This is a genomic window from Couchioplanes caeruleus (assembly GCF_003751945.1).
Classification (GTDB): Bacteria; Actinomycetota; Actinomycetes; order Mycobacteriales; family Micromonosporaceae; genus Actinoplanes; species Actinoplanes caeruleus.
The window spans coordinates 505,967-523,803 of sequence record NZ_RJKL01000001.1; the positions used below are offsets into that span (position 1 = coordinate 505,967).

Consider the following 17,837-nt stretch of genomic DNA (forward strand, 5'->3'; position numbering starts at 1 on the left):
TCACCAGGTGATCCGTCCCGGGTAGGTGACGTCGGCGAGGCGGTTCTGTCCGGCCACGTTCGGATGGAAGTAGTCCGCCTTGCTGACCAGGTCCAGCGAGAATCGCACCCCGTGCGCGGCACCGCCGTCCCAGCGACAGCGCCGGCCATAGGCCTCGCAGGCCTGGGCGAGCTGATCGTTGTAGGCGTCGATACGCTCGTCCACCCGGCGCCGGCGGTCGTCGTCCGCATCCGCCGTCGAGGTGGCGTTCGCGAGCATGGCCGGGCACACGCCGCGCCGCCAGGCCTGGACCGCCTTCGCGTCGTCGTGGCCCAGTTCCCACAGCCGGTACACGTCCGGAATGCTGGCCACGAGGATCCGCGACTCCGGCAGACCGCGCTTCAGCCGCCCGAAGGCCTTGTCGACGTGCGACCGGAAGGTGCGCACCGAGGTCATGTCGTCCACACCGCCGGCGCAGACGTCGTTGGCACCGATCAGGATCGTCACGTACGCCGATCCGGCGTCCACCGCGGAGGCGGCCTGCGCGGGCAGGTCCGCCGCCTGGGCGCCGGGCACGGCGAAATTCCGGGCCCGGCCCTTGAGCGCGGGGTCCGTTTCCAGCAGCCTCCGGTAGTGGCTGTCCACCGCCTCCGCCGACCCGGTGGACCAGGAGTTGCGGCTGCAGCCGACGTAGACGGCACAGCTCGCCGTACCCGCCGTGATGGAGTCGCCCAGCGCCGCCATCGACGACGGCCGGGCGGGCCGCGGCTTGCCGGTGGGTGCGGGACCGGCGTCCGCCCCCGCCTCGCAGGCCAGCGCGAACACGCCGAGCAGGGCCAGGACGAGAACGTACCGGGAATGCTGCACCGTGCCCTCCCGATTGATCGCCAAGGGTAAGAACACCTGCACTCTAAGCCATCGGCAATAGCAGTGAACGCTGTTCATTTCTCGGTCGGCCGGGTCACAGCCGCCCGGCACCGGCAAAGGCTCAGACCGTCGTCCCCGTACCCGATCTTCCGAGGGTGATGAGCAGTTGGATCCCCACCGGAGGCGGTCTGCGGGACGAGGACTGGGCACGCCGGCACCGGCTGCTCACGTCGCTGCTCGCCGCCTGCGTGGTGGCGCTCACCGGCTTCGGGGCGCTGGGCACCGGCCTGGACCAGTCCTGGCTGGTCAGCGTCCTGCTGGTCCTGCCTTGCGTCGTCCTGGCGGTCGTCCTGCCGCCGCGGCGGCTGCCCTCGATCTTCGTGGCGCTCGGGTTCACCATCGCCTGCGGCGGGTTCGTGGCGATGTCGCAGGGGCTCACCGAGTCGCACTTCACGTTCTTCATCGCCGTCGCCGCGCTGGCCCTGTACCGCGACTGGGCACCGTTCGGCGTCTTCCTGACCTTCACCACGCTGCACCACGCGGTGTTCGGCGCGGTCGTCAGCCACCGCACGTACGACCACGACAGCGCGTACGCGCACCCGTTGCTCTGGGCGGTCCTGCACGGCGTGGCGGTGCTGTGCGCCGCCGCGTTCCAGGTCATCGCGTGGCGGCTCACCGAGGCCGAGGAACGCCGCGCCCAGGAGAGCCTGGACGACAGCCAGGCGCAGCTCAGCCTCGCGTTCGACGAGACGCCGACGCCCATGGCGATGCTGGCGCCGGACGGGCGGCTGCTGCGCACCAACGCGGCGTACCGGAACTGGCTGGGCCTGCCCGACGACCTGCCGGCCGGGCTTGCGGTGCCCGACCTGCCGCTACGGGCCGTCGACAGCGACAACCTCACGCTGTTCGAGCAGTTGACCGAGGCGATCGAGCCGGTCACCGTGACCCGGCAGTTCCAGCACGCCACCGACGGCGCGCTCATCTGGGTGGAGATCCACAGTACCGCCCTGCGCGACCCGCAGGGCCGGCTACGGCTGCTGTTCGTGCACTGCATCGACGTGACCCGCGCCCGCGAGCACGAGGCGGAGCTGCGCCACCAGGTACGCCACGACTCCCTGACCGGTCTGCTCTCGCGCTCGGCGTTCGAGGACGACGTGGCGGCACTGCTCGCCGATCACCCGGAACCGGTCTGCGTGCTCTACCTCGACGTCGACCGGTTCAAGTCGATCAACGACGGTGCCGGGCACTCCTGCGGCGACGAGGTGCTGCGTGCCCTCGGCGTCCGGATCGAGCGGTGCGTACCCGAGAACGCCCTGGTGGCCCGGCTCGGCGGCGACGAGTTCGTGGTCGCCGTGCCCGCGCCGCTCGAGGCCGGCGTCCGGATCGGCGAGGCCGTCCTGGCCGCCGTCGCCGAGCCGCTCACCGTCGCCGACGGCCGCCTGCAGCTCGCCGCCAGCATCGGCCTGGCCGTGGTCCAGGGCGCCGGGCGGGCCGGGCAGGGCGTCCTGGCCGCCGACACCGCCATGTACGCGGCCAAGCGCGCCGGCGGCAACCGCCTCGAGGTCTTCAACGACCGGATGCGCGTCAGCGTCCGCGAGCGCCTCCTCGCCGAGGCCCGGCTCCGGCAGGCGCTCGACGGCGACCGCGACGCCACCCTGCCGGTGTGGTTCCAGCCCATCGTCGCCGCCGCCGACGGACGGATCCTGGGCGCCGAGGCGCTGGTGCGGATGCGTACGCCAGAGGGCGAGATCCTCGCGCCCGGGCACTTCATCACCGCCGCCGAGGAGACCGGCCTGGTCGTGCCGCTCGGCGAGCACGTCCTGACCTCGGCGCTGCGGCATCTTCTGCTGTGGCAGGACGAGCTCGGGTACGTGTCGGTCAACGTGAGCCCCCGGCAGCTCTCCGAGCCCGGCTTCGTACCGATGCTCGCCGGCCTGCTGGCCCGCGTGCCGACGCTGGCGCCGCACCGGCTGGTCCTGGAGATCACCGAGACCGCGCTGCTGGCCACCTCGGTCGACCTGCAGGAGCGGCTGGGCGCGATCAAGGCCCTGGGCGTACGGATCGCCCTGGACGACTTCGGCACCGGCTACAGCTCGCTGACCTGGCTGCAGTCCGTACCGGCGGACGTGGTGAAGCTGGACCGCTCGTTCGTCGCCGGCCTGGCCGACGACGTCCGCAAGTCCTCGATCATCTCGGCGGTGCTGTGGCTGGCCCGCTCGCTGGGCATGACGGCCGTGGCCGAGGGAGTCGACGCGGAGGCGGACTGGCAGGCGCTGCGGGCCGCCGACTGCCCGGCGATCCAGGGCTACCTGTTCAGCAGGCCGCTGCCCGCCCCGGACTTCGACGCGATGCTGCGCCGGAGCACGGTCCTCGCCGCTGTCTGAACCCCGTCGCGGCCGTTGCCGCCGGCGCCGGCCGCCGGTTGTGCCCTTCATGGCCGTTCTCGTGACCCCTCTGCAACGCCGGACCGCCGCCACCGCACCGCGGCCCCGCCACCGGATCGAGGCGCTCGATGGGCTGCGGCTCGTCGCCGCGCTCATGGTCGTCGGCTACCACTTCATCGCGTACGACCGGGGCGCCGTGCCGCCGTGGGGCTCCGCCGCGGACCGGGTGTTCCCGTGGCTGTACCTCCCGGCGTCGTACGGCTGGCTGGGCGTCCAGTTGTTCTTCGTGATCAGCGGCTTCGTGATCTGCCTCAGCGCCTGGGACCGGACGCCGGGCGAGTTCCTGCGGTCCCGGGTGATCCGGCTGTACCCGGCGTACTGGGTGGCGGCGCTGCTCACCTTCGCGGTGCTGAGCCTGTGGCCGCTCGTCCGCGAGCCGGTCGGCGCCCGTGCCCTGCTGGTCAACCTGACGATGCTGCAGGTGCCGATGGGCGCCCGGTCGGTGGACGCCGTGTACTGGACACTGTGGGTGGAGGCCCGCTTCTACCTGCTGTTCGCGCTTCTGGTCTGGCGCGGACTGAGCGTGCGCACCGCGACGCTCTTCGGCTACGGCTGGCTGGTCGCGGCCGCCCTGGCCGGACAGATGGGCGTACCGGCGCTGAACGTGCTGATCATGCCGGAGCACGCGCCGTACTTCGTCGCCGGGATCGCGCTGTACCTCGTCCACCGCTGCGGTGGGCACGCGGCGCTGTGGGCGCTCGCCGGTGCCGCCTTCCTCATGGCCCAGCACCAGGTGACCGAGCAGCTCCGGCACGTGGCCCGTGACGTGCTCGGCCGCCCCCTGCCGGTCCTGCCGGCGCTGATCGTGGTCGCCGCCATCTTCGCGGTGATGGCGATCGCGGCGACGGGACGGCTCTCCCGTGTCCGGGGACGCTGGCTCACCGTGGCGGGCGCGCTGACGTATCCGCTGTACCTGCTGCACGAGTACATCGGATGGACGCTCATCGCGGCCCTGCACCCGTTCCTGCCGCGTTATGCGGTCCTGGCGACGGTGGTCGCCGTCGTGACGGTCGCCGCCTGGCTCCTCCATCGGTACGCCGAACGCCCGGCCGCCCGGCTGCTGCGCCGGCACCTCACCCGGCCGCTGCCGCGCTGAGGGCTCAGCCGGCCTCGGCCGCTGCGCCGCCGGTGGGCAGCAGGGCGCGCATGGCGTCGTTCTCGGCGGACTGCTCGTTGATGACGTGCTTGGCCAGGCCGTGGATGTAGACGTTGCGGCCGCCGCCGTCGAGCAGCGACCGGGACGCCGTGATGGCCCCGGTGTGGTGCTCGATCATGAGGCGCAGGAACATCGGCGTGGCCTGCTCGGTGGTCGCGGCGTCCAGCCCGCGCAACTGAGCCTCCGTGAGCATGCCGTGGGTTCCCGGGGCGGCACCGTGCTTGTGCGCCTTGGCCGGCTCGTGGCCCCACGCGGTCAGCCAGGCGTTCGTCTCGTCGATCTCGCGCTGCTGGTCGTGGGCGATGAAGTCGGCGATCAGCCGTACCCGCTCCGGCACGCCGGGCTTGGCGACCAGCGCGCGGCTCATCCGGACCGCCTGCTCGTGGTGGACGACCATCATGAGCGCGTAGTTCAGGTCGGCGCCCGTCGGCGGGGCGACCGAGACGGCGGCGACCGGGCGGGCCGCCGCGGGTGCCGCGTCTTCCTTCGCGCCGCCGAAGACAGTGAAAGCCAGCACGACGAGGGCGGTGGCCGCCAGCACGAGAGCGGCGGCGAGGCGGCGTGGAGCCACGCGGGTTTCCTCCTGCGGGGTGCGGCCCGGCCCGGTCGTGGTGACCGGGCCGGACCAGGTGATCAGTTGCCGGGTGATCAGTTGCCGGATGGCCCGCCGCTGGGGGGTCCGCCGCTGGGGGGTCCGCCGCTGGGGGGCCCACTGCTGGGCTGCCCACCGCCGGGCTGCTCGCCGCCGGGCTGCCCGTTGACGTTGCCGCGCGCGTCCGGGGTGAGCGGGTTCATCTCGGTGAAGTCCCGCGGCACCAGGTCGAAGCCCTGCCAGTGCAGGGGCATCGGGCTCTGGTCCTCGTCACGCGGGACGTGGTGGAAGCCCACCCGCACCCACATCACGGGGTCCTTGAGGTTCTGCTTGTCCTTGGCGAAGTCCAGAATGGTCTTCTTGGAGGCGCACTGCGGGTCGTTGTTGCCGGTGGCGTACTTCTCGCAGGGGTTGTTCTCGGTGAACGTGACATCCGGCGTGGTCTCCGGGTGCGCCTCGTACCGGTCGTCGGCGCCGGTGACCAGCTCGTACGAGCGCAGATGCTGGTCCTTGTTCTTGCTGGTCGGGCTCGCCAGCCGCCACCAGCGGCGGTTCACCTTGCTGAAGCTGCCCTCCTTGGCGATCGCCGTCTTGGTGGTCTTCAGCTTCGCGGCGATCGAGCCCCGGCCGTCGAGCTTGGTGTCGAACTGCTCGACCTTCTCGCCGCCCTTGCCGTCGATGTTCATGTCCACCCGCCAGAAGGCGCTGTGGTAGTGCATCGCCGAGAAGTCGCGGGCGCCCTTGCCGATCGGCCAGCCCTGGTCGGCGTTGACATAGTCGCCGGGCGACAGGTCGCCGGTGGCACCCAGGCGGGCCGAGATCTGACCGTCGTCGTGCAGGCGGTACTCGGTCATGTACTCGTACCAGCCGACCTTGGCGACCGTCCGCAGCACCAGGTCGTGGCCCTCCTTCGAGTACGTCTTCTCCTGCCCGCCCTCGTAGTCGTTCAGCCGGTAGGCCAGCCCGCCGGCCTCCGCGCTGACGCAGAGCACCTTGCGCCGCTGCGGTTCGGCGCCACCGTCGAAGCCCTCGCGGGCCGAGCCGCCCTTGCAGTCGTCGCCGGCGAGGGTTCGCAGGTATCCGCCGCCGAACCCGTACTCGGTGATGTCGTTGTACTCGGTCTCGCCCGAGTCGTAGGGCACGTTGAGCTGCGCGAGCCGGATCGAGTCCAGCACCTGCATCGGCTGCGGGTAACGCTTGGAGGAGACGAAGACCTTCTCCAGGACCAGCCCGGACTGCGCCTCGATCCGCCAGCAGAGCTGCCAGGTGGTGCCGTTCGGCAGGGTCTCCTTGACCGTCGAGGACGCCGCGCACTGCGCGGGAGGAGGCGGCGCCTTCGCGGCCGCGGGCGTCGCCGCGAGGCCCAACGAGGCGATGGTCACCAGCGCGGCGGCGCCGGCTGTTGTTCGGAACATCATGCTGACCGGTTCTCCGTCTACGCCAGGCGGGCGACCGTGCGCCCGGAGAGATCGATGATGAGGTGGTTCACGTCGATGAAGAGCCCGTCCTTGGTCTCCACGACGAGCTGCAGGCAGCGGCTCTGGCCGCACTGCTTGTTGCGGGAGTCGGCGGGCTTCGCCTTGTAGACGTGCGCGGTGACGGTGACGTCGTCCTTGCCCGCGAACTGCCTGCCGGTGGCCTTCTGGTAGGCGCTCTTCAGGTCGGCCGCGAGCGGGTTCGCCAGCAGCAGCTCGAGGCCGGTGGCGGCCTCGCGCTTCGAGGCCGGCGGCTGCACGCCGGCGGCCGAGTAGGAGCCGGCCAGCGTGCCGCTGGGCAGGTCGACGACCTGCTTGATCACCTTCTCGGCCTTGTAGTCGTAGTAGTACAGCTCGGCCCGGCGAGTGGCGCCCTCGGCGACGATGGTCGCCGACAGGTATTCGGGACCCTTGGCACCGGTCACGTCCTCGGCAGCCGAGGCCAACTGCGGCGTCACCGCCACCTTGCGGGCCTTGTCCACCTCCCCGGCGGTCAGCGCGTCACTGCCGATTCCCGTCGCGGGCACCGGTCCCGGGTTCGGGTCGGTCACCCCCGGCTGCTCCCCTGCCACGGTCGGCGGCGTGGGCGGTGGCGCGGCGTTCGCCTGCCACGAGGCCACGCCGAAGGCGGACACGGCGGTCACGGTCGCGACGCCCAGTCCCCAGGCCCATTTTCGATAACGCCCCACTGTCGGATTCCTCCCCCTCGTCAGCGGTTCGCCGTGAGAATGCCCGTCGATGCGTAAGGACGAGGTAAGTCCGATGATCATGAATGTCGAAGCACGGACCTCCGTCGATCACACGCTGCGCAACCGGGCTCGTGGGAGGGGCGCACTTGTCCGAATGGCGAACCTAAGTTACCTTTCGGTAATCCCCTACGAATCGAGGTTCGTCTATGCGTCGGATCGTCGCCGCCATGGCCGTGCTCCTCATTGCACTCACCGCGGCCCCCTTCACCCGTGCAGAGGCCGCCGCAGCCACCACCGGCTTCCACTGGAACGACATCACCGCCGCCGACGGCATCACGCTGAAGTCCAACGTCATCGCCCCGGCGGCACCCGGCCGCCACCCGGGAGTCATCTTCGTCGCAAGCTGGGGACTCAACGACTTCCAATATCTGGCACAGGCCGAGAAGTTGGCCGAAAGCGGATATGTCGTCCTCTCCTACACCGCACGGGGGTTCTGGTTCTCCGGCGGAGAGATCGAGGTCGCCGGACCGCCGGACATCGCCGACGCGTCGACCGCCGTCGACTGGCTGATCTCCCACACCGCCGTCGACCCGGAGCGGATCGGCATCGCCGGGCTCTCCTACGGCGGCGGCATCAGTTTGCTGGCCGCGGCCCACGACAAGCGCCTGCGGGCAGTCGCCTCGATGAGCGGCTGGGCCGACATGGCCGAGTCGATGTCCGGCGAGGAGACACGCCGGCCGCAAGCGGCCTTCTTCCTGCAGTCCGTCGCGAACCTCGTGGGGCGCCCGTCGGACGAGATGAACCAGATCCTCGACGACTACTGGGCCGGCCGCAACGACGACTACCGGGAGCAGTGGGCCCGGGGCCGATCCGTCCGCTACAGCATCGACGAACTGAACGCCAACAACCCGGCCGTCATGATCGTGCACGCCTACGGCGACAGCATCTTCCCGGTCAACCAGATGGTGGACCTGTTCGACAACCTCAGGACACCCCGGCGCCTGGAACTGGCCCCCGGCGACCATGCCACGGTCGAGATCTCCGGCCTGCTCGGCGTGCCCAACCACGTCTGGACCAGCCTGCACAGGTGGCTGGACCACCACCTGCGGGACCTGGACAACGGCGTTGACGGTGAACCGTCGGTGGTGCTGCGCCCGCACGGTTCCGGCGCCGTGGAGTCCTACGCCGGCATCGGCACGATCGCCGGCGAGGTGAAGCGGCAGGAACTCGGCAGGCCCCAGGGATGGGACAAGACCGGAACCCTCGGCCCGGCGACCGGTTCCGAGTGGTCCCACCGCATGGCGTCCGGCATCGACACCACCGCGAACGGCGGCATCGCCCTGGTCAGCAACGGACTGGAGCAGTTGACCGGAATTCCGCCGCTGGTGTGGCTGCCGAGCGTCAACCGCAGTCACGCCGGCGTGTGGGTGTCCGACCGGCAGGCCACCGCGGCATCGATTCGCGGCATCGCCCGCATGCACCTGGGCATCGACCCGCAACGGCCGGACGGCACCGTCATCGCGTACCTCTACGACCTCGACCCGCTGGGCGTGGGCCGGCTGATCACCCATGCGCCCACCAGTTGGCACGGTGCCACGCGACCGTTCTCCGTGGATCTGTCGCTGCCGATGACGGCGTACGACATACCGGCCGGGCATCAAGTAGCCCTCGTGGTGGACACCAAGGATCCGCTTTACTTCGACGCCAACACCCGCGGCGCGCCGCTGACGCTCGCCGGACCCTCCTGGCTGGACCTGCCCCTGCGGTAAGGCCGTCGCCTCAGCACCGCCGGATGCGGCGGTGCTGAGGCGCCAGGTCACACGACGGCCGGCTCGCCCGTCGTCCGCGACGATTCCGGAATGCCCGGCGCGGCGGCGATCCACCGCACTACCATGCGGCGGTGGGTTCCTCGCTGGCGGTGCGCCGTGCCCGGGCCGAGGACGCCGCAGAGATGGCGCGCGTGCACGTCCGGTGCTGGCAGGAGACCTACCGCGGGCTCATGCCGGATGCACTCCTCGACGATCCGGGCCTGCCGGCGGCACGGGAGCGATTCTGGACTGCCGCGCTGACCGACGAGCGCTATCACGAGAACCGCGCGGCTGTCGCCGAGCGCGACGGCGAGCTGGTCGGTGTCGCCATGTCAGGCCCGCCCCTGGACGCCGCGGCGGCGTGGGCGAGGCAGTTGTACGTGCTCTATGTGTATGCGGCCGACCACGGCACGGGTGCCGGGCAGGCGCTGCTGGAGGCGGTCGTCGACCCCGGCGAGCCGGCGGCATTGTGGGTGGCCGACCCGAACCCCCGCGCACAGGCCTTCTACCGCAAGCACGGCTTCGTCGCCGATGGAACGGCCCAGATCGAGGACGGGGTACGCGAGATCCGCATGGTCCGCACCAGCGGGCACACCCGGTAATCGAGTGCGTTCCATCCGTCCAGGCGGAGAGAAGGCACGTGCGAGGGCCTATCCCCGCCCGCCGAATGCCCACTCATGCACCTCTACGTCGGCGTATCGGTCCTGAGCCAGGACAGCGCGTGCCTTGTCCGGGTGCGGCGCTCGAACCAGCAGCGCCGTGCCTACCCACACCGCACCGTCGTCGGACAACAGCGGCCCGTACGCGATCAGCTCATCCCGGTCGGGCGGCAGGGCGAGGTCGGCCGCCCGGCCCGCGCCGAAGCCGAGCACCAGATACCGGTTGCCACCCGTCCGGCCTCCGGGGAAGTCCCACATGGTCCGGCCCAGCAGGTTGCGCCACCGGCGCAGCAGCACGTCCCGGTACACGCCGGCCCGGTAGTTGGGCTCATCGAAGGCGAACGCGCGGGCGGCGGCGGGATCGGGCAGGTCGACGATGTGCAGGCTGCCGGTGGGCGTGTCGCCGCCGGCGGCGAACGTCGGACCGCGGGCGATCATCTCCGCCTCGTACCGGTCCATGTAGGCCCAATGGTCTTCCAGGAGCTCGTGACGCAGCGCCACGGAGCCAGGCCGGTCGCGGTGGTAGCACAGGAACTCCATGCCGGCAGTCTGACACCGGCGTGCCGACATGATCTCACCGGTCTGGACGTGGGAGGCCGTTCACTGCCGCCGGGATGGCGTCACGTCGCCCCACACGGCCAGTTCGCCCCGGGCCAGGCACACCATGAGGACGCCGTCGGGGCCGGTGATCGCCCAGGACTCGACGTCGGGGTCGGCGCCGACCGAGAGCTGCGACCCGCCGGCGAAGGTGAGCAGCAGCCCTCCGTCGTCGTGCGTCCGTGCCGCCCGGACGACGTGGCCGAGCAGCGTCGCGACAACATCCGACGAACTCTCGCCCGGATCGACCTCCACCCCGCCGTCCGGCCCGTGGAGGTGGGCGACGGTTTCGATCCACACCTGAGCGCCGCCGGTGAAGCTCAGGACGATGGCGTGGCCGAGCCGTACGTACTCCAGCTTCCGTCCGACCAGCGGGTTGATCGACCGTGCCTGCCGCGGACGTCGTTCGGCGTCTCTGTCGGCGACCATGACTGTCAACATGAGGACCTCGATCGGCTCGTCGGGAGCAGTGACAGGCAGGACCGTAGCCTCGCCTTTCATAAGGGAGCCTTAAAGGCGACCGAGGTGTTCGTGAACCGGTGGCGGCGTCAGGAGTCGCCCAGGCGGGGAGTGACCGGGCGGATCTCCACGGGCGCGCCCGGTCTCCCGCCGGGCCGGGAGCGGTATTCCGGGACGCCCACGCAGGTGAACAGCAGCGCCGCCAGGTCGTCCGGCTCGCCGAGCAGGTCCGGCACCGCCGAGTCGAGGAAGGTCATCCCGGTGGCGCCGGCGCCCAGGGCGTACGCGGCCAGATGCAGCCGTCCCTCGACCAGCCCGGCCGCCAACTGGGCGTCGCGGTAGCCCCGGTCGTCGAGGCCCGCGAGCGGCGTGGCCGCGATCACGACGTACGCGGCCTCGGCGGCCAGTCCCTGGTCCAGGCAGACGTACAGCAGCTCGTCGCGCAGCTCCGCGGCCCGCTTCGGCTGCGCCAGGTCCGGCCACCGGTACAGCCCGGGCGTCACGCCGTCGACGCCGTGCACGGCCACCCAGTGCGGCACCTGCACCCCGCGCAGGGCCGCCTCCAGTGGCCAGCTCAGCAGTTCGGGCGGGAGCGTCCGGGATCGGTCCATCCGCCGCTGTGAGCCGCGCCGGCGGATGGCCTCGTCGAGCGAGGGGGACGGCGGCACCTCCGACAGCGCCGGGGCGTCCGGCCAGGGGTCGCCCACGGTGTCCCGTTCGCCGCTGCGCTGCGCCGCGGTGCACAGCGGCAGCTCGACCTCGGGCAGCTCGCCCGGAACCGCCGCGCCGCGGGGTTCGATCGCCGGCTCGCCGGCGCCGAGCGAGAGCAGCGCCAGCGGGTATTCGTGGACACCGTCCGCACCGACCAGGGTCCGCACCACCGCGTCCGGGAACAGCGAGCGCAGCCGCGGCGCGAGACCGGCGCTCTCGGCCGCGGCGGAGAGCTGAGCCAGCAGCGTCCCGGCGTCCCAGTACAGGTGCCGCCAGCCGCGTTCGGCGTAGCGCCAGCCGGTTCGCCAGGGCACCCCCGTCACGATCAGGGTGGACACCGTGCCTGCGGCGGCGGGTGCGATCCGCACGAGGGCGTGCCGCGCCGCGTCGTACCAGTACACCGCGTCGGGGACGCCGGTCACGCCGCGGGCGCTGACGTAGACCTCGAGCGGGAATCGGGCGCCGGCCGATCCGGCGGCCCGGTACAGGGTGCGGCGGCCGTTGCGCTCGCCGGTGCGGACGACGCCGGCGCCGAGGAAGAGCACCCGGCCCAACTGCGCGGCGTCCAGCGGCAGGGCGGGGGACGCGACACCGGCCAGGACCGCGGTGGCGCTCACCCCCGGGTCGGGCAGCTCACGCGGCAGGGCCAGCACCTCGAGCCCGTCCGGGTACGTCTTCATCGGCGGCGGCAGCGTGTCGGGGTCGTTCGGGACGAGGTCATGGCGCACCCGGGGGTCGTCTACGGGGACGTCCCACTCGCGCTCCGGCACGTACGACGTGAGCCGGTGCAGCAGGCCGGCGCCCTCATGGAGATTCACCCCATCACTCTGCCAGGCGCCGAAACCGATTTTCCGAAGTGGACCCCGCGGTCCTACACCTGGCCCACCGCGGCCACGACCGCCATGCCGTGCGGCTCGCCGTCGCCGCCGTCCGGCCACTCGTGCACCCAGACCAGGCCGGGCGGCACGAGAGCCGCGTCGCCGAAGAAGCGCAGGATCTGGGCGCGGGTGCGGCCGTGGGCGGCGGAGACGTCGGTGCGACGGTACAGGGCGGTCACCTGCTCGGTGGCCGCGTCCTCCACGATCTCCAACACGCCGTGGGAGATGACGATGTAGGAGCCGGCGGGCAGGGCGGCACGCAGCCGGGCGACCGCGGCGTAGGCGTCGTCGTCCGGCACGAAGTGCAGCACGGCGACGAGCAGCAACCCGACCGGCTGGTCGAGGTCGAGCAGCGCCCGCACGCTGGGATGCTCGAGGACCGCCTCGGGGAAGCGCATGTCGGCCTGGACCGCCACCGCCGACGGGTTGTCCTTGAGGATGTCGTTGCTGTGGGCCACCGCGACGGGGTCGATGTCCACGTACACGACGCGGGCGTCCGGGGCGCGGCGCTGGGCGACCTCGTGGACGTTGCCGACGGTCGGGATGCCGCTGCCGATGTCGAGGAACTGGCGGATGCCGCGGTCGAGCAGGAACCGCACCGCCCGGTGCAGGAACGCCCGGTTGGCCCGGGCCATTTCGCCGGCGCCGGGTATCGCGGCGAGAAGATGCTGGGCGGCCTCCCGGTCGGCGGCGAAGTTGTGGTTGCCGCCGAGCAGGGCGTCGTAGATGCGGGCGCTGCTCGGCCGGTGCGCGGGGTCGGTGTCGGCGTTCGCCATGCCGAGGAAGCCTACTCCACTGTGGTCTGTCATGAGGCCACCAATCCGTTGTCGCGACCGGGGACCGGCACGAGCTTGCCGCCGCGGCGCAGCAGGGCCGGCACCTGGTGCGGGGTCGTGGGTGCGCCGTACCGCAGGCCTTGCGCGGCGTCGCAGCCGGTGCCGGCGAGGATGGCCGCGCGGAGGTCGTCGTCGACGCCGTGCACCGTCAGGGTGAGTCCGAGCGCGTGCGCGACCCGGGCCATGCCGCTCAGCAGGGCACGATCGGCCTCCGCGCCGCCCGTCGTGGTGTGCAGCAGGCCGGCCGGCGTCCGCAGCCCGTGCACCGGCAGGTCGCGCAGGTAGGCCAGGCTGCTGTGGCCCGTACCGAAGTCGTCGAGGACGAGCCGCACGCCCAGCGCGGCGAGCGCGCTGAGCACCGCGTGGCTGTGCGCCCCGGCCGGCACGGTGTCGAGACCGGACAGATGCAGGTGCAGGCGGCACGAAGGCAGCCCGCTGACGGTGAGCGCCTCCTGGACCAGCTCGGCGACCTCCGGATACCCGATCTGGTGTATCGGCAGGTCGACGCCGATGAACGGACCCTTCTCGCCGCCGTCCCACTGCATCGCCTGCCGGCAGGCCTGGCGCAACAGGCTGCCGGCCAGCCGGGTGGTGGTGTCCCGGTCGCCGGTGAGCTGGCCGATCCGGGCGAGGTCGAGCGTGCCGAGGTGCGGGTGCCGCCAGGTCGCCCGGGTGTGCAGCCCGGCGACCCGGCCGGAGCCGAGCGTGACGATCGGCTGGTATGCCGGCGGCCCGGTGACCAGCCCGGTCACGCTGGTCCCGCCGGCGCGGGCACCGGCGGCGGGGCGGTCGTCGTGCACCGCCCAGCCGGTCGTCCCGGCCCGGGCCCGGCGCAGGGCGATCTCCGCGTCGACGAGGACCCGGCCGACGTCGAGGTCGCCGGTGGGCACGTCGACGACGCCGACGCAGGCCCGCAGGGGAACGGTCAGGCCTGTGCCGGGCAGCGGCACGGGCGCGCCGAGCGCGTCGACGACCCGCTCCGCCAGGTCGGCGAGGTGGGCGAGGCCGCCGCTGTCCTGCACCAGGATCGCGAAGGTGTGCGGGCCGTGGCGGGCCGTCAGATAGTCGGAGTGGTGCACGACCTGCTGGAGCCGGCGGGCCACCTCGGCGAGCACCTGGTCGCCGGCGTGGATGCCGAACTGCTCCCCCACCGCGGCGTGGCCGCCGAGCTCGACGAGGCAGAGCCCGGCGTGCCGCTCCGGGTCGTCGCCGTGCGCGGCCTGCCGCAGGCGCTGCACCAGCCGGCCCTTGCTGGCCAGGCCGGTGACCGGGTCGTAGTCGGCGAGCCGGCGGTAGCGGGCCTCGCTGGTCTGCAGCGCGACCTGGAACTCCCGCGCGGCCCGCTGGGTGGCGCGGTGCAGCGACTCCTGCTGGGCGAGGGTGCCGGCCTGCAGCGCGGCGGCGAACCCCGCGGCGAAGCCGCCCGCGACCCGGCGGGCCCGGCGGTCGACCACGTCACCGTCGGCGAGGTGGTCGAGGACGATGCTCATCGTGGCGGGCAGCGCCTCGGGCCGGCCGACGCCGAGCGCGACGACCTCGGTGCCGATCCGGTACGCCGCGTCGAGGTCGGCCGGCACCGCGTGCGCCGCGTCGCGCAGCCGGGCCGAAAACGCGTCGAGGGTCTGTGCCGCGCAGGCCTCGTCCACCGGCAGGTAGACGCCGGCCGCGAGGACGGCCGCGAGCCACCGCTCGCCGACGGCGCGTCCCTCGTCCGCGGCGGTGAGCATCGGGGCCGGGTCGACCCGTGCGGGGGCGGCGGCGTCGACCGGCGCGGGCACGGCGGTGCCCTCGATCGCCCGCCGGGCGGTGAGTACCGTACGGGCGGCCCGGTGCAGGGCCGCGTCGGTGTACTCCACCGCGGTCTCCAGGGCCGCGGCGACGATCTCGTCGGCCCGGTGCCGGGCGTCCTCGATGAGCCGGTCGGCGGCGGCGCCGGCCGGCAGCCCCACCGGCTCGGCCTCCTCGGCGACCGGTGGGTAGCCGCAGTCGGCGAGGGCCTCGTTGAGCGCGGAGATCATCATCGCGTGGGTGAGCATCTCGTCGTGCTCGAAGGGTTCGTCGTGCGGTCCGGCGTGCGCCATCAGTTCTCGCCTCCCTCCGCGTGGCCTGCCCGCCGGCCGGTGCGCTGGCCCGGCACGGCCTGCCAGAGCGCGACGGCCTGCTTGCGGCCCAGTTTGAGCGCGGTCCGGACCGCTTCGGGCGTCTTGCCGACCCGGGCGGCGATCTCCGAGGGCGTCAGGCCCTGCGCGGAGAGCTCCAGCGCCTCGCGGCGGGCGGGCGGGAGCTGGGCGAGGACGCCGGTGAACCACTCCTCCAGCTCGTACGCGACCAGCTCGGGATCGTCGGCGCGCCCCTCGCTCAGCTCGGTGACGTCGGCGACCAGCACCTCGAGGTCGCCCCGGCCAGTGGCACGGCGCTGTTTGAGCCAGTGCGAACGGGCGGCGGTGCGCACCCAGGCGACCGGGTGGGTCAGGTCGGACCAGCGCCGCAGGGCCTCGCGGATGGCCTCGGCGACCGCATCCTGCGCCTCCCAGCGGTCGGCGCCCTCGCGCAGCAGATGACGCACCAGTCCGGCCCAGTAGCGCCGGAAGAACTCCTCGATCTCGGCCGCGGGCGGCGGGTCGGGGATCAGCGGCCGGGGTGGGGCGGGCTGGTCACTGTCCACGTCGTTCGCCTCGACCACCGATCGCCTCCGTTCACAAGGGTCTTCGCACTCCCCCTAAGTAGGTACGCGGAAGGGGGCCGGCGTGACAGCGGCAGCCGAGATTCTTTCCGATGTCCCCGTATCGGTTGTCGTCTTTCCGACGTGATTTCACCACGGTGGGGACACGGCCGCGCGCGGGCACCCGCCCGGCTGGCAAGATCGTGATCGAGGAACATCGAAGGAGGAGGTGCCCGTGGCGGGGACCCTGTACGCCGTCAGCGACCTGCACGTCGCGTACGCGGAGAACCGCCGGCTGGTCGACGGCCTGCGCCCGCGCTCGGCGGACGACTGGCTCATCGTGGCCGGGGACGTCGCGGAGGTGTTCGGCAACGTCGAGGCGACGCTGCGGCTGCTGCGCTCCCGCTTCGCCGAGGTCATCTGGGCGCCGGGGAACCACGAGCTGTGGACGCACGCGAAGGACCCGGTCGGCCTGCGCGGCGCGGCCCGCTACGAGCGGCTCGTCGCGATGTGCCGCGACCTCGGGGTCCGCACGCCGGAGGACGAGTACGCGGTCTGGCACGGCGACGGTGGCCCGGCGATCGTGGCACCGCTGTTCCTGCTCTACGACTACACGTTCCGCGCGCCGGGAACGTCCACGAAGGAGGAGTCGCTGGCGTACGCCTACCGCACCGGCGTGGTCTGCACGGACGAGGAGCTGCTGCACCCGGACCCGTACCCGGATCGCGAGTCCTGGTGCCGTGCCCGCGTGGCGGCGACCGAGCGCCGCCTGACCGCGCTGGACCCGGCGCTGCCGACCGTGCTTGTCAGCCACTGGCCGCTGCACCGCCACCCGACCGAGGTGCTGTGGTATCCCGAGTTCGCGCAGTGGTGCGGCACCGAGCTGACCGCCGACTGGCACGTCCGCTTCCGCGCGGCGGCCGCGGTCTACGGCCACCTGCACATCCCCCGGGTGACCTGGCAGGACGGGGTGCCGTTCCACGAGGTGTCGCTGGGCTACCCGCGGGAGTGGAGCAAGCGCGCCGGCGCGCCGGTGCTGCTGAACAAGATTCTGGGCGAGGCCGCGCCGGGGCGTCCCGGCTCCTGACGCGCACGCGGCGGTGGCGCGGCCCTCACCCAGGACCGCGCCACCCGACCTACCCGGAGGACTAGCTCTTCGCCCCGGAGCCCGCCTTCTCGCCGGCGGCACCGGCCTCGCCCTGCTCGTCCTCGCCCTGCTCCTTCTCGCCCTTCTCGCCCTGCTCGGCCTCGCCCTTCTCGTCCTGCTCGGCCTCGCCCTTCTCGTCCTGGCCCTGCTCGGCCTCGCCCGCACCGGCGTCGTCCTGACCGGCGGCCGCCTTCGCGTCCTCCAGCGTCAGGCACGCGGCCAGCAGCGCCTCCCGGGCAGCGGTGACCGCGGCGTCGAGCTCCTCGGCGTTGCCCTGCTCGGCAGCGTCCTCGCCCTGGCCCTGGCCCTGGCCTTGGGCCTGGCCCTTGCCCTGAGCCTGCTCCTTGGCCATCTTCGGGGCCCAGCGCTTCGCGATGGCCTTCTTGGCCTTCTTGGACTTCGGTACGGCGCCCGCCTGCTCCTCGCCGGCTTCCTCCTGACCCGCCTCTTCCTGACCGGCTTCCTCCTGGCCGGCCTCGGCCTCGGCCGCGGCCTGGTCGACCGCGAACTGGGCGCAGGCCGTCTCGACCAACTGGGCGGACGCCGCGGCCGCGTCGGCGGCACCGGCCTGCTCCTCCGGCTCCAGCGGCTCGCCGTCGCAGAGCACCGCGCCGGCGTTGACCTCCAGCTTCTCGCAACCGGCGATGTTGAAGTTCTGGCCCTCGACCACCACGATCTCCGCGGCCGCCGCCTGCTCGCCGGCGTTCGCGAACTGCAGTCCGGTCACTCCGCCGGCCACCAGCACGCCGGCAAAGACTGCGGCGCCGATCGCCTTACGGTTGACCCCGGCACCCCGTCGCTGACGCAGTCTCATCACCACTCCTGTCGTCGGACCTCGCTGTCTGCGTTCGGGAGTCGGTACGGGTTCCGGGCACGGC

At 72.5% G+C, this 17,837-nt stretch carries 16 protein-coding genes; 5 read left to right on the plus strand and 11 right to left on the minus strand.

What is annotated here, in order from left to right; all coding sequences use genetic code 11:
* Complete coding sequence (locus tag EDD30_RS02505) at positions 1–870, minus strand: SGNH/GDSL hydrolase family protein (protein WP_244945080.1); 870 nt, start codon at positions 868–870, stop codon at positions 1–3.
* A 134-nt stretch (positions 871–1,004) separates the two neighbouring features.
* Between EDD30_RS02505 and EDD30_RS02510 the strand changes: the two genes are divergently transcribed.
* Positions 1,005–3,230: a putative bifunctional diguanylate cyclase/phosphodiesterase gene (locus EDD30_RS02510; protein ID WP_071802914.1), complete on the plus strand. Its 2,226-nt coding sequence runs from the start codon at positions 1,005–1,007 to the stop codon at positions 3,228–3,230.
* 49 nt (positions 3,231–3,279) lie between these two features.
* On the plus strand, positions 3,280–4,386 hold the full coding sequence (locus EDD30_RS02515; protein ID WP_071802915.1) for an acyltransferase family protein: 1,107 nt from the start codon (positions 3,280–3,282) through the stop codon (positions 4,384–4,386).
* A gap of 4 nt (positions 4,387–4,390) precedes the next feature.
* Here EDD30_RS02515 and EDD30_RS02520 read toward each other — a convergent pair whose 3' ends face one another.
* The 3 genes from EDD30_RS02520 to EDD30_RS02530 form a co-directional block, all read right to left on the minus strand.
* Positions 4,391–5,017, minus strand: coding sequence for a DUF305 domain-containing protein (locus tag EDD30_RS02520; protein WP_071802916.1), 627 nt, complete (start codon positions 5,015–5,017; stop codon positions 4,391–4,393).
* Between the two features lie 77 nt (positions 5,018–5,094).
* Entirely contained in the window at positions 5,095–6,456 is a 1,362-nt protein-coding gene (locus tag EDD30_RS02525) for a copper amine oxidase (protein WP_084556065.1), read from the minus strand.
* A gap of 17 nt (positions 6,457–6,473) precedes the next feature.
* Positions 6,474–7,202 (minus strand): hypothetical protein, encoded by a 729-nt coding sequence (locus EDD30_RS02530; protein ID WP_071802917.1) that lies wholly within the window; start codon positions 7,200–7,202, stop codon positions 6,474–6,476.
* A 206-nt stretch (positions 7,203–7,408) separates the two neighbouring features.
* Between EDD30_RS02530 and EDD30_RS02535 the strand changes: the two genes are divergently transcribed.
* Positions 7,409–8,971 (plus strand): alpha/beta fold hydrolase, encoded by a 1,563-nt coding sequence (locus EDD30_RS02535; RefSeq protein ID WP_071802918.1) that lies wholly within the window; start codon positions 7,409–7,411, stop codon positions 8,969–8,971.
* Between the two features lie 131 nt (positions 8,972–9,102).
* Entirely contained in the window at positions 9,103–9,612 is a 510-nt protein-coding gene (locus EDD30_RS02540; protein ID WP_071802919.1) for a GNAT family N-acetyltransferase, read from the plus strand.
* A 48-nt stretch (positions 9,613–9,660) separates the two neighbouring features.
* On the opposite strand, the gene EDD30_RS02545 is transcribed toward EDD30_RS02540, so the two are convergent.
* The 6 genes from EDD30_RS02545 to EDD30_RS02570 form a co-directional block, all read right to left on the minus strand.
* Positions 9,661–10,209, minus strand: a complete 549-nt coding sequence (locus tag EDD30_RS02545) for a YciI family protein (RefSeq protein WP_071802920.1) — start codon at positions 10,207–10,209, stop codon at positions 9,661–9,663.
* 60 nt (positions 10,210–10,269) lie between these two features.
* Positions 10,270–10,695, minus strand: a complete 426-nt coding sequence (locus EDD30_RS02550) for a DUF6188 family protein (RefSeq protein WP_143162532.1) — start codon at positions 10,693–10,695, stop codon at positions 10,270–10,272.
* Positions 10,696–10,814: 119 nt separating this feature from the next.
* Complete coding sequence (locus EDD30_RS02555) at positions 10,815–12,254, minus strand: nitroreductase family protein (RefSeq protein ID WP_084556066.1); 1,440 nt, start codon at positions 12,252–12,254, stop codon at positions 10,815–10,817.
* Positions 12,255–12,307: 53 nt separating this feature from the next.
* Entirely contained in the window at positions 12,308–13,090 is a 783-nt protein-coding gene (locus EDD30_RS02560) for an SAM-dependent methyltransferase (protein WP_071802922.1), read from the minus strand.
* Between the two features lie 29 nt (positions 13,091–13,119).
* A complete protein-coding gene (locus EDD30_RS02565; protein WP_071802923.1) occupies positions 13,120–15,231 on the minus strand; it encodes a bifunctional diguanylate cyclase/phosphodiesterase in 2,112 nt (703 codons plus the stop codon).
* On the minus strand, positions 15,231–15,833 hold the full coding sequence (locus EDD30_RS02570) for an RNA polymerase sigma factor (RefSeq protein ID WP_071802924.1): 603 nt from the start codon (positions 15,831–15,833) through the stop codon (positions 15,231–15,233). Before EDD30_RS02570 ends, EDD30_RS02565 begins: the two co-directional genes overlap by 1 nt.
* Before the next feature lie 214 nt (positions 15,834–16,047).
* Between EDD30_RS02570 and EDD30_RS02575 the strand changes: the two genes are divergently transcribed.
* The gene (locus EDD30_RS02575) at positions 16,048–16,899 is read left to right on the plus strand and encodes a metallophosphoesterase family protein (protein ID WP_071802925.1); all 852 of its coding nucleotides are present in this window, start codon (positions 16,048–16,050) and stop codon (positions 16,897–16,899) included.
* Between the two features lie 61 nt (positions 16,900–16,960).
* Here EDD30_RS02575 and EDD30_RS02580 read toward each other — a convergent pair whose 3' ends face one another.
* Positions 16,961–17,773, minus strand: coding sequence for a hypothetical protein (locus EDD30_RS02580; RefSeq protein WP_244945082.1), 813 nt, complete (start codon positions 17,771–17,773; stop codon positions 16,961–16,963).
* Between the last annotated feature and the right edge of the window lie 64 nt (positions 17,774–17,837).

What these genes read in the sequence shown, in the direction of transcription:
- EDD30_RS02550 (WP_143162532.1), bottom strand. Translation starts at nt 10,695, where the DNA reads ATGGTCGCCGACAGAGACGCCGAACGACGTCCGCGGCAGGCACGGTCG.
- EDD30_RS02510 (WP_071802914.1), top strand. Translation starts at nt 1,005, where the DNA reads ATGAGCAGTTGGATCCCCACCGGAGGCGGTCTGCGGGACGAGGACTGG.
- EDD30_RS02580 (WP_244945082.1), bottom strand. Translation starts at nt 17,773, where the DNA reads ATGAGACTGCGTCAGCGACGGGGTGCCGGGGTCAACCGTAAGGCGATC.
- EDD30_RS02560 (WP_071802922.1), bottom strand. Translation starts at nt 13,090, where the DNA reads ATGGCGAACGCCGACACCGACCCCGCGCACCGGCCGAGCAGCGCCCGC.
- EDD30_RS02515 (WP_071802915.1), top strand. Translation starts at nt 3,280, where the DNA reads ATGGCCGTTCTCGTGACCCCTCTGCAACGCCGGACCGCCGCCACCGCA.
- EDD30_RS02525 (WP_084556065.1), bottom strand. Translation starts at nt 6,456, where the DNA reads ATGATGTTCCGAACAACAGCCGGCGCCGCCGCGCTGGTGACCATCGCC.
- EDD30_RS02565 (WP_071802923.1), bottom strand. Translation starts at nt 15,231, where the DNA reads ATGGCGCACGCCGGACCGCACGACGAACCCTTCGAGCACGACGAGATG.
- EDD30_RS02545 (WP_071802920.1), bottom strand. Translation starts at nt 10,209, where the DNA reads ATGGAGTTCCTGTGCTACCACCGCGACCGGCCTGGCTCCGTGGCGCTG.
- EDD30_RS02535 (WP_071802918.1), top strand. Translation starts at nt 7,409, where the DNA reads ATGCGTCGGATCGTCGCCGCCATGGCCGTGCTCCTCATTGCACTCACC.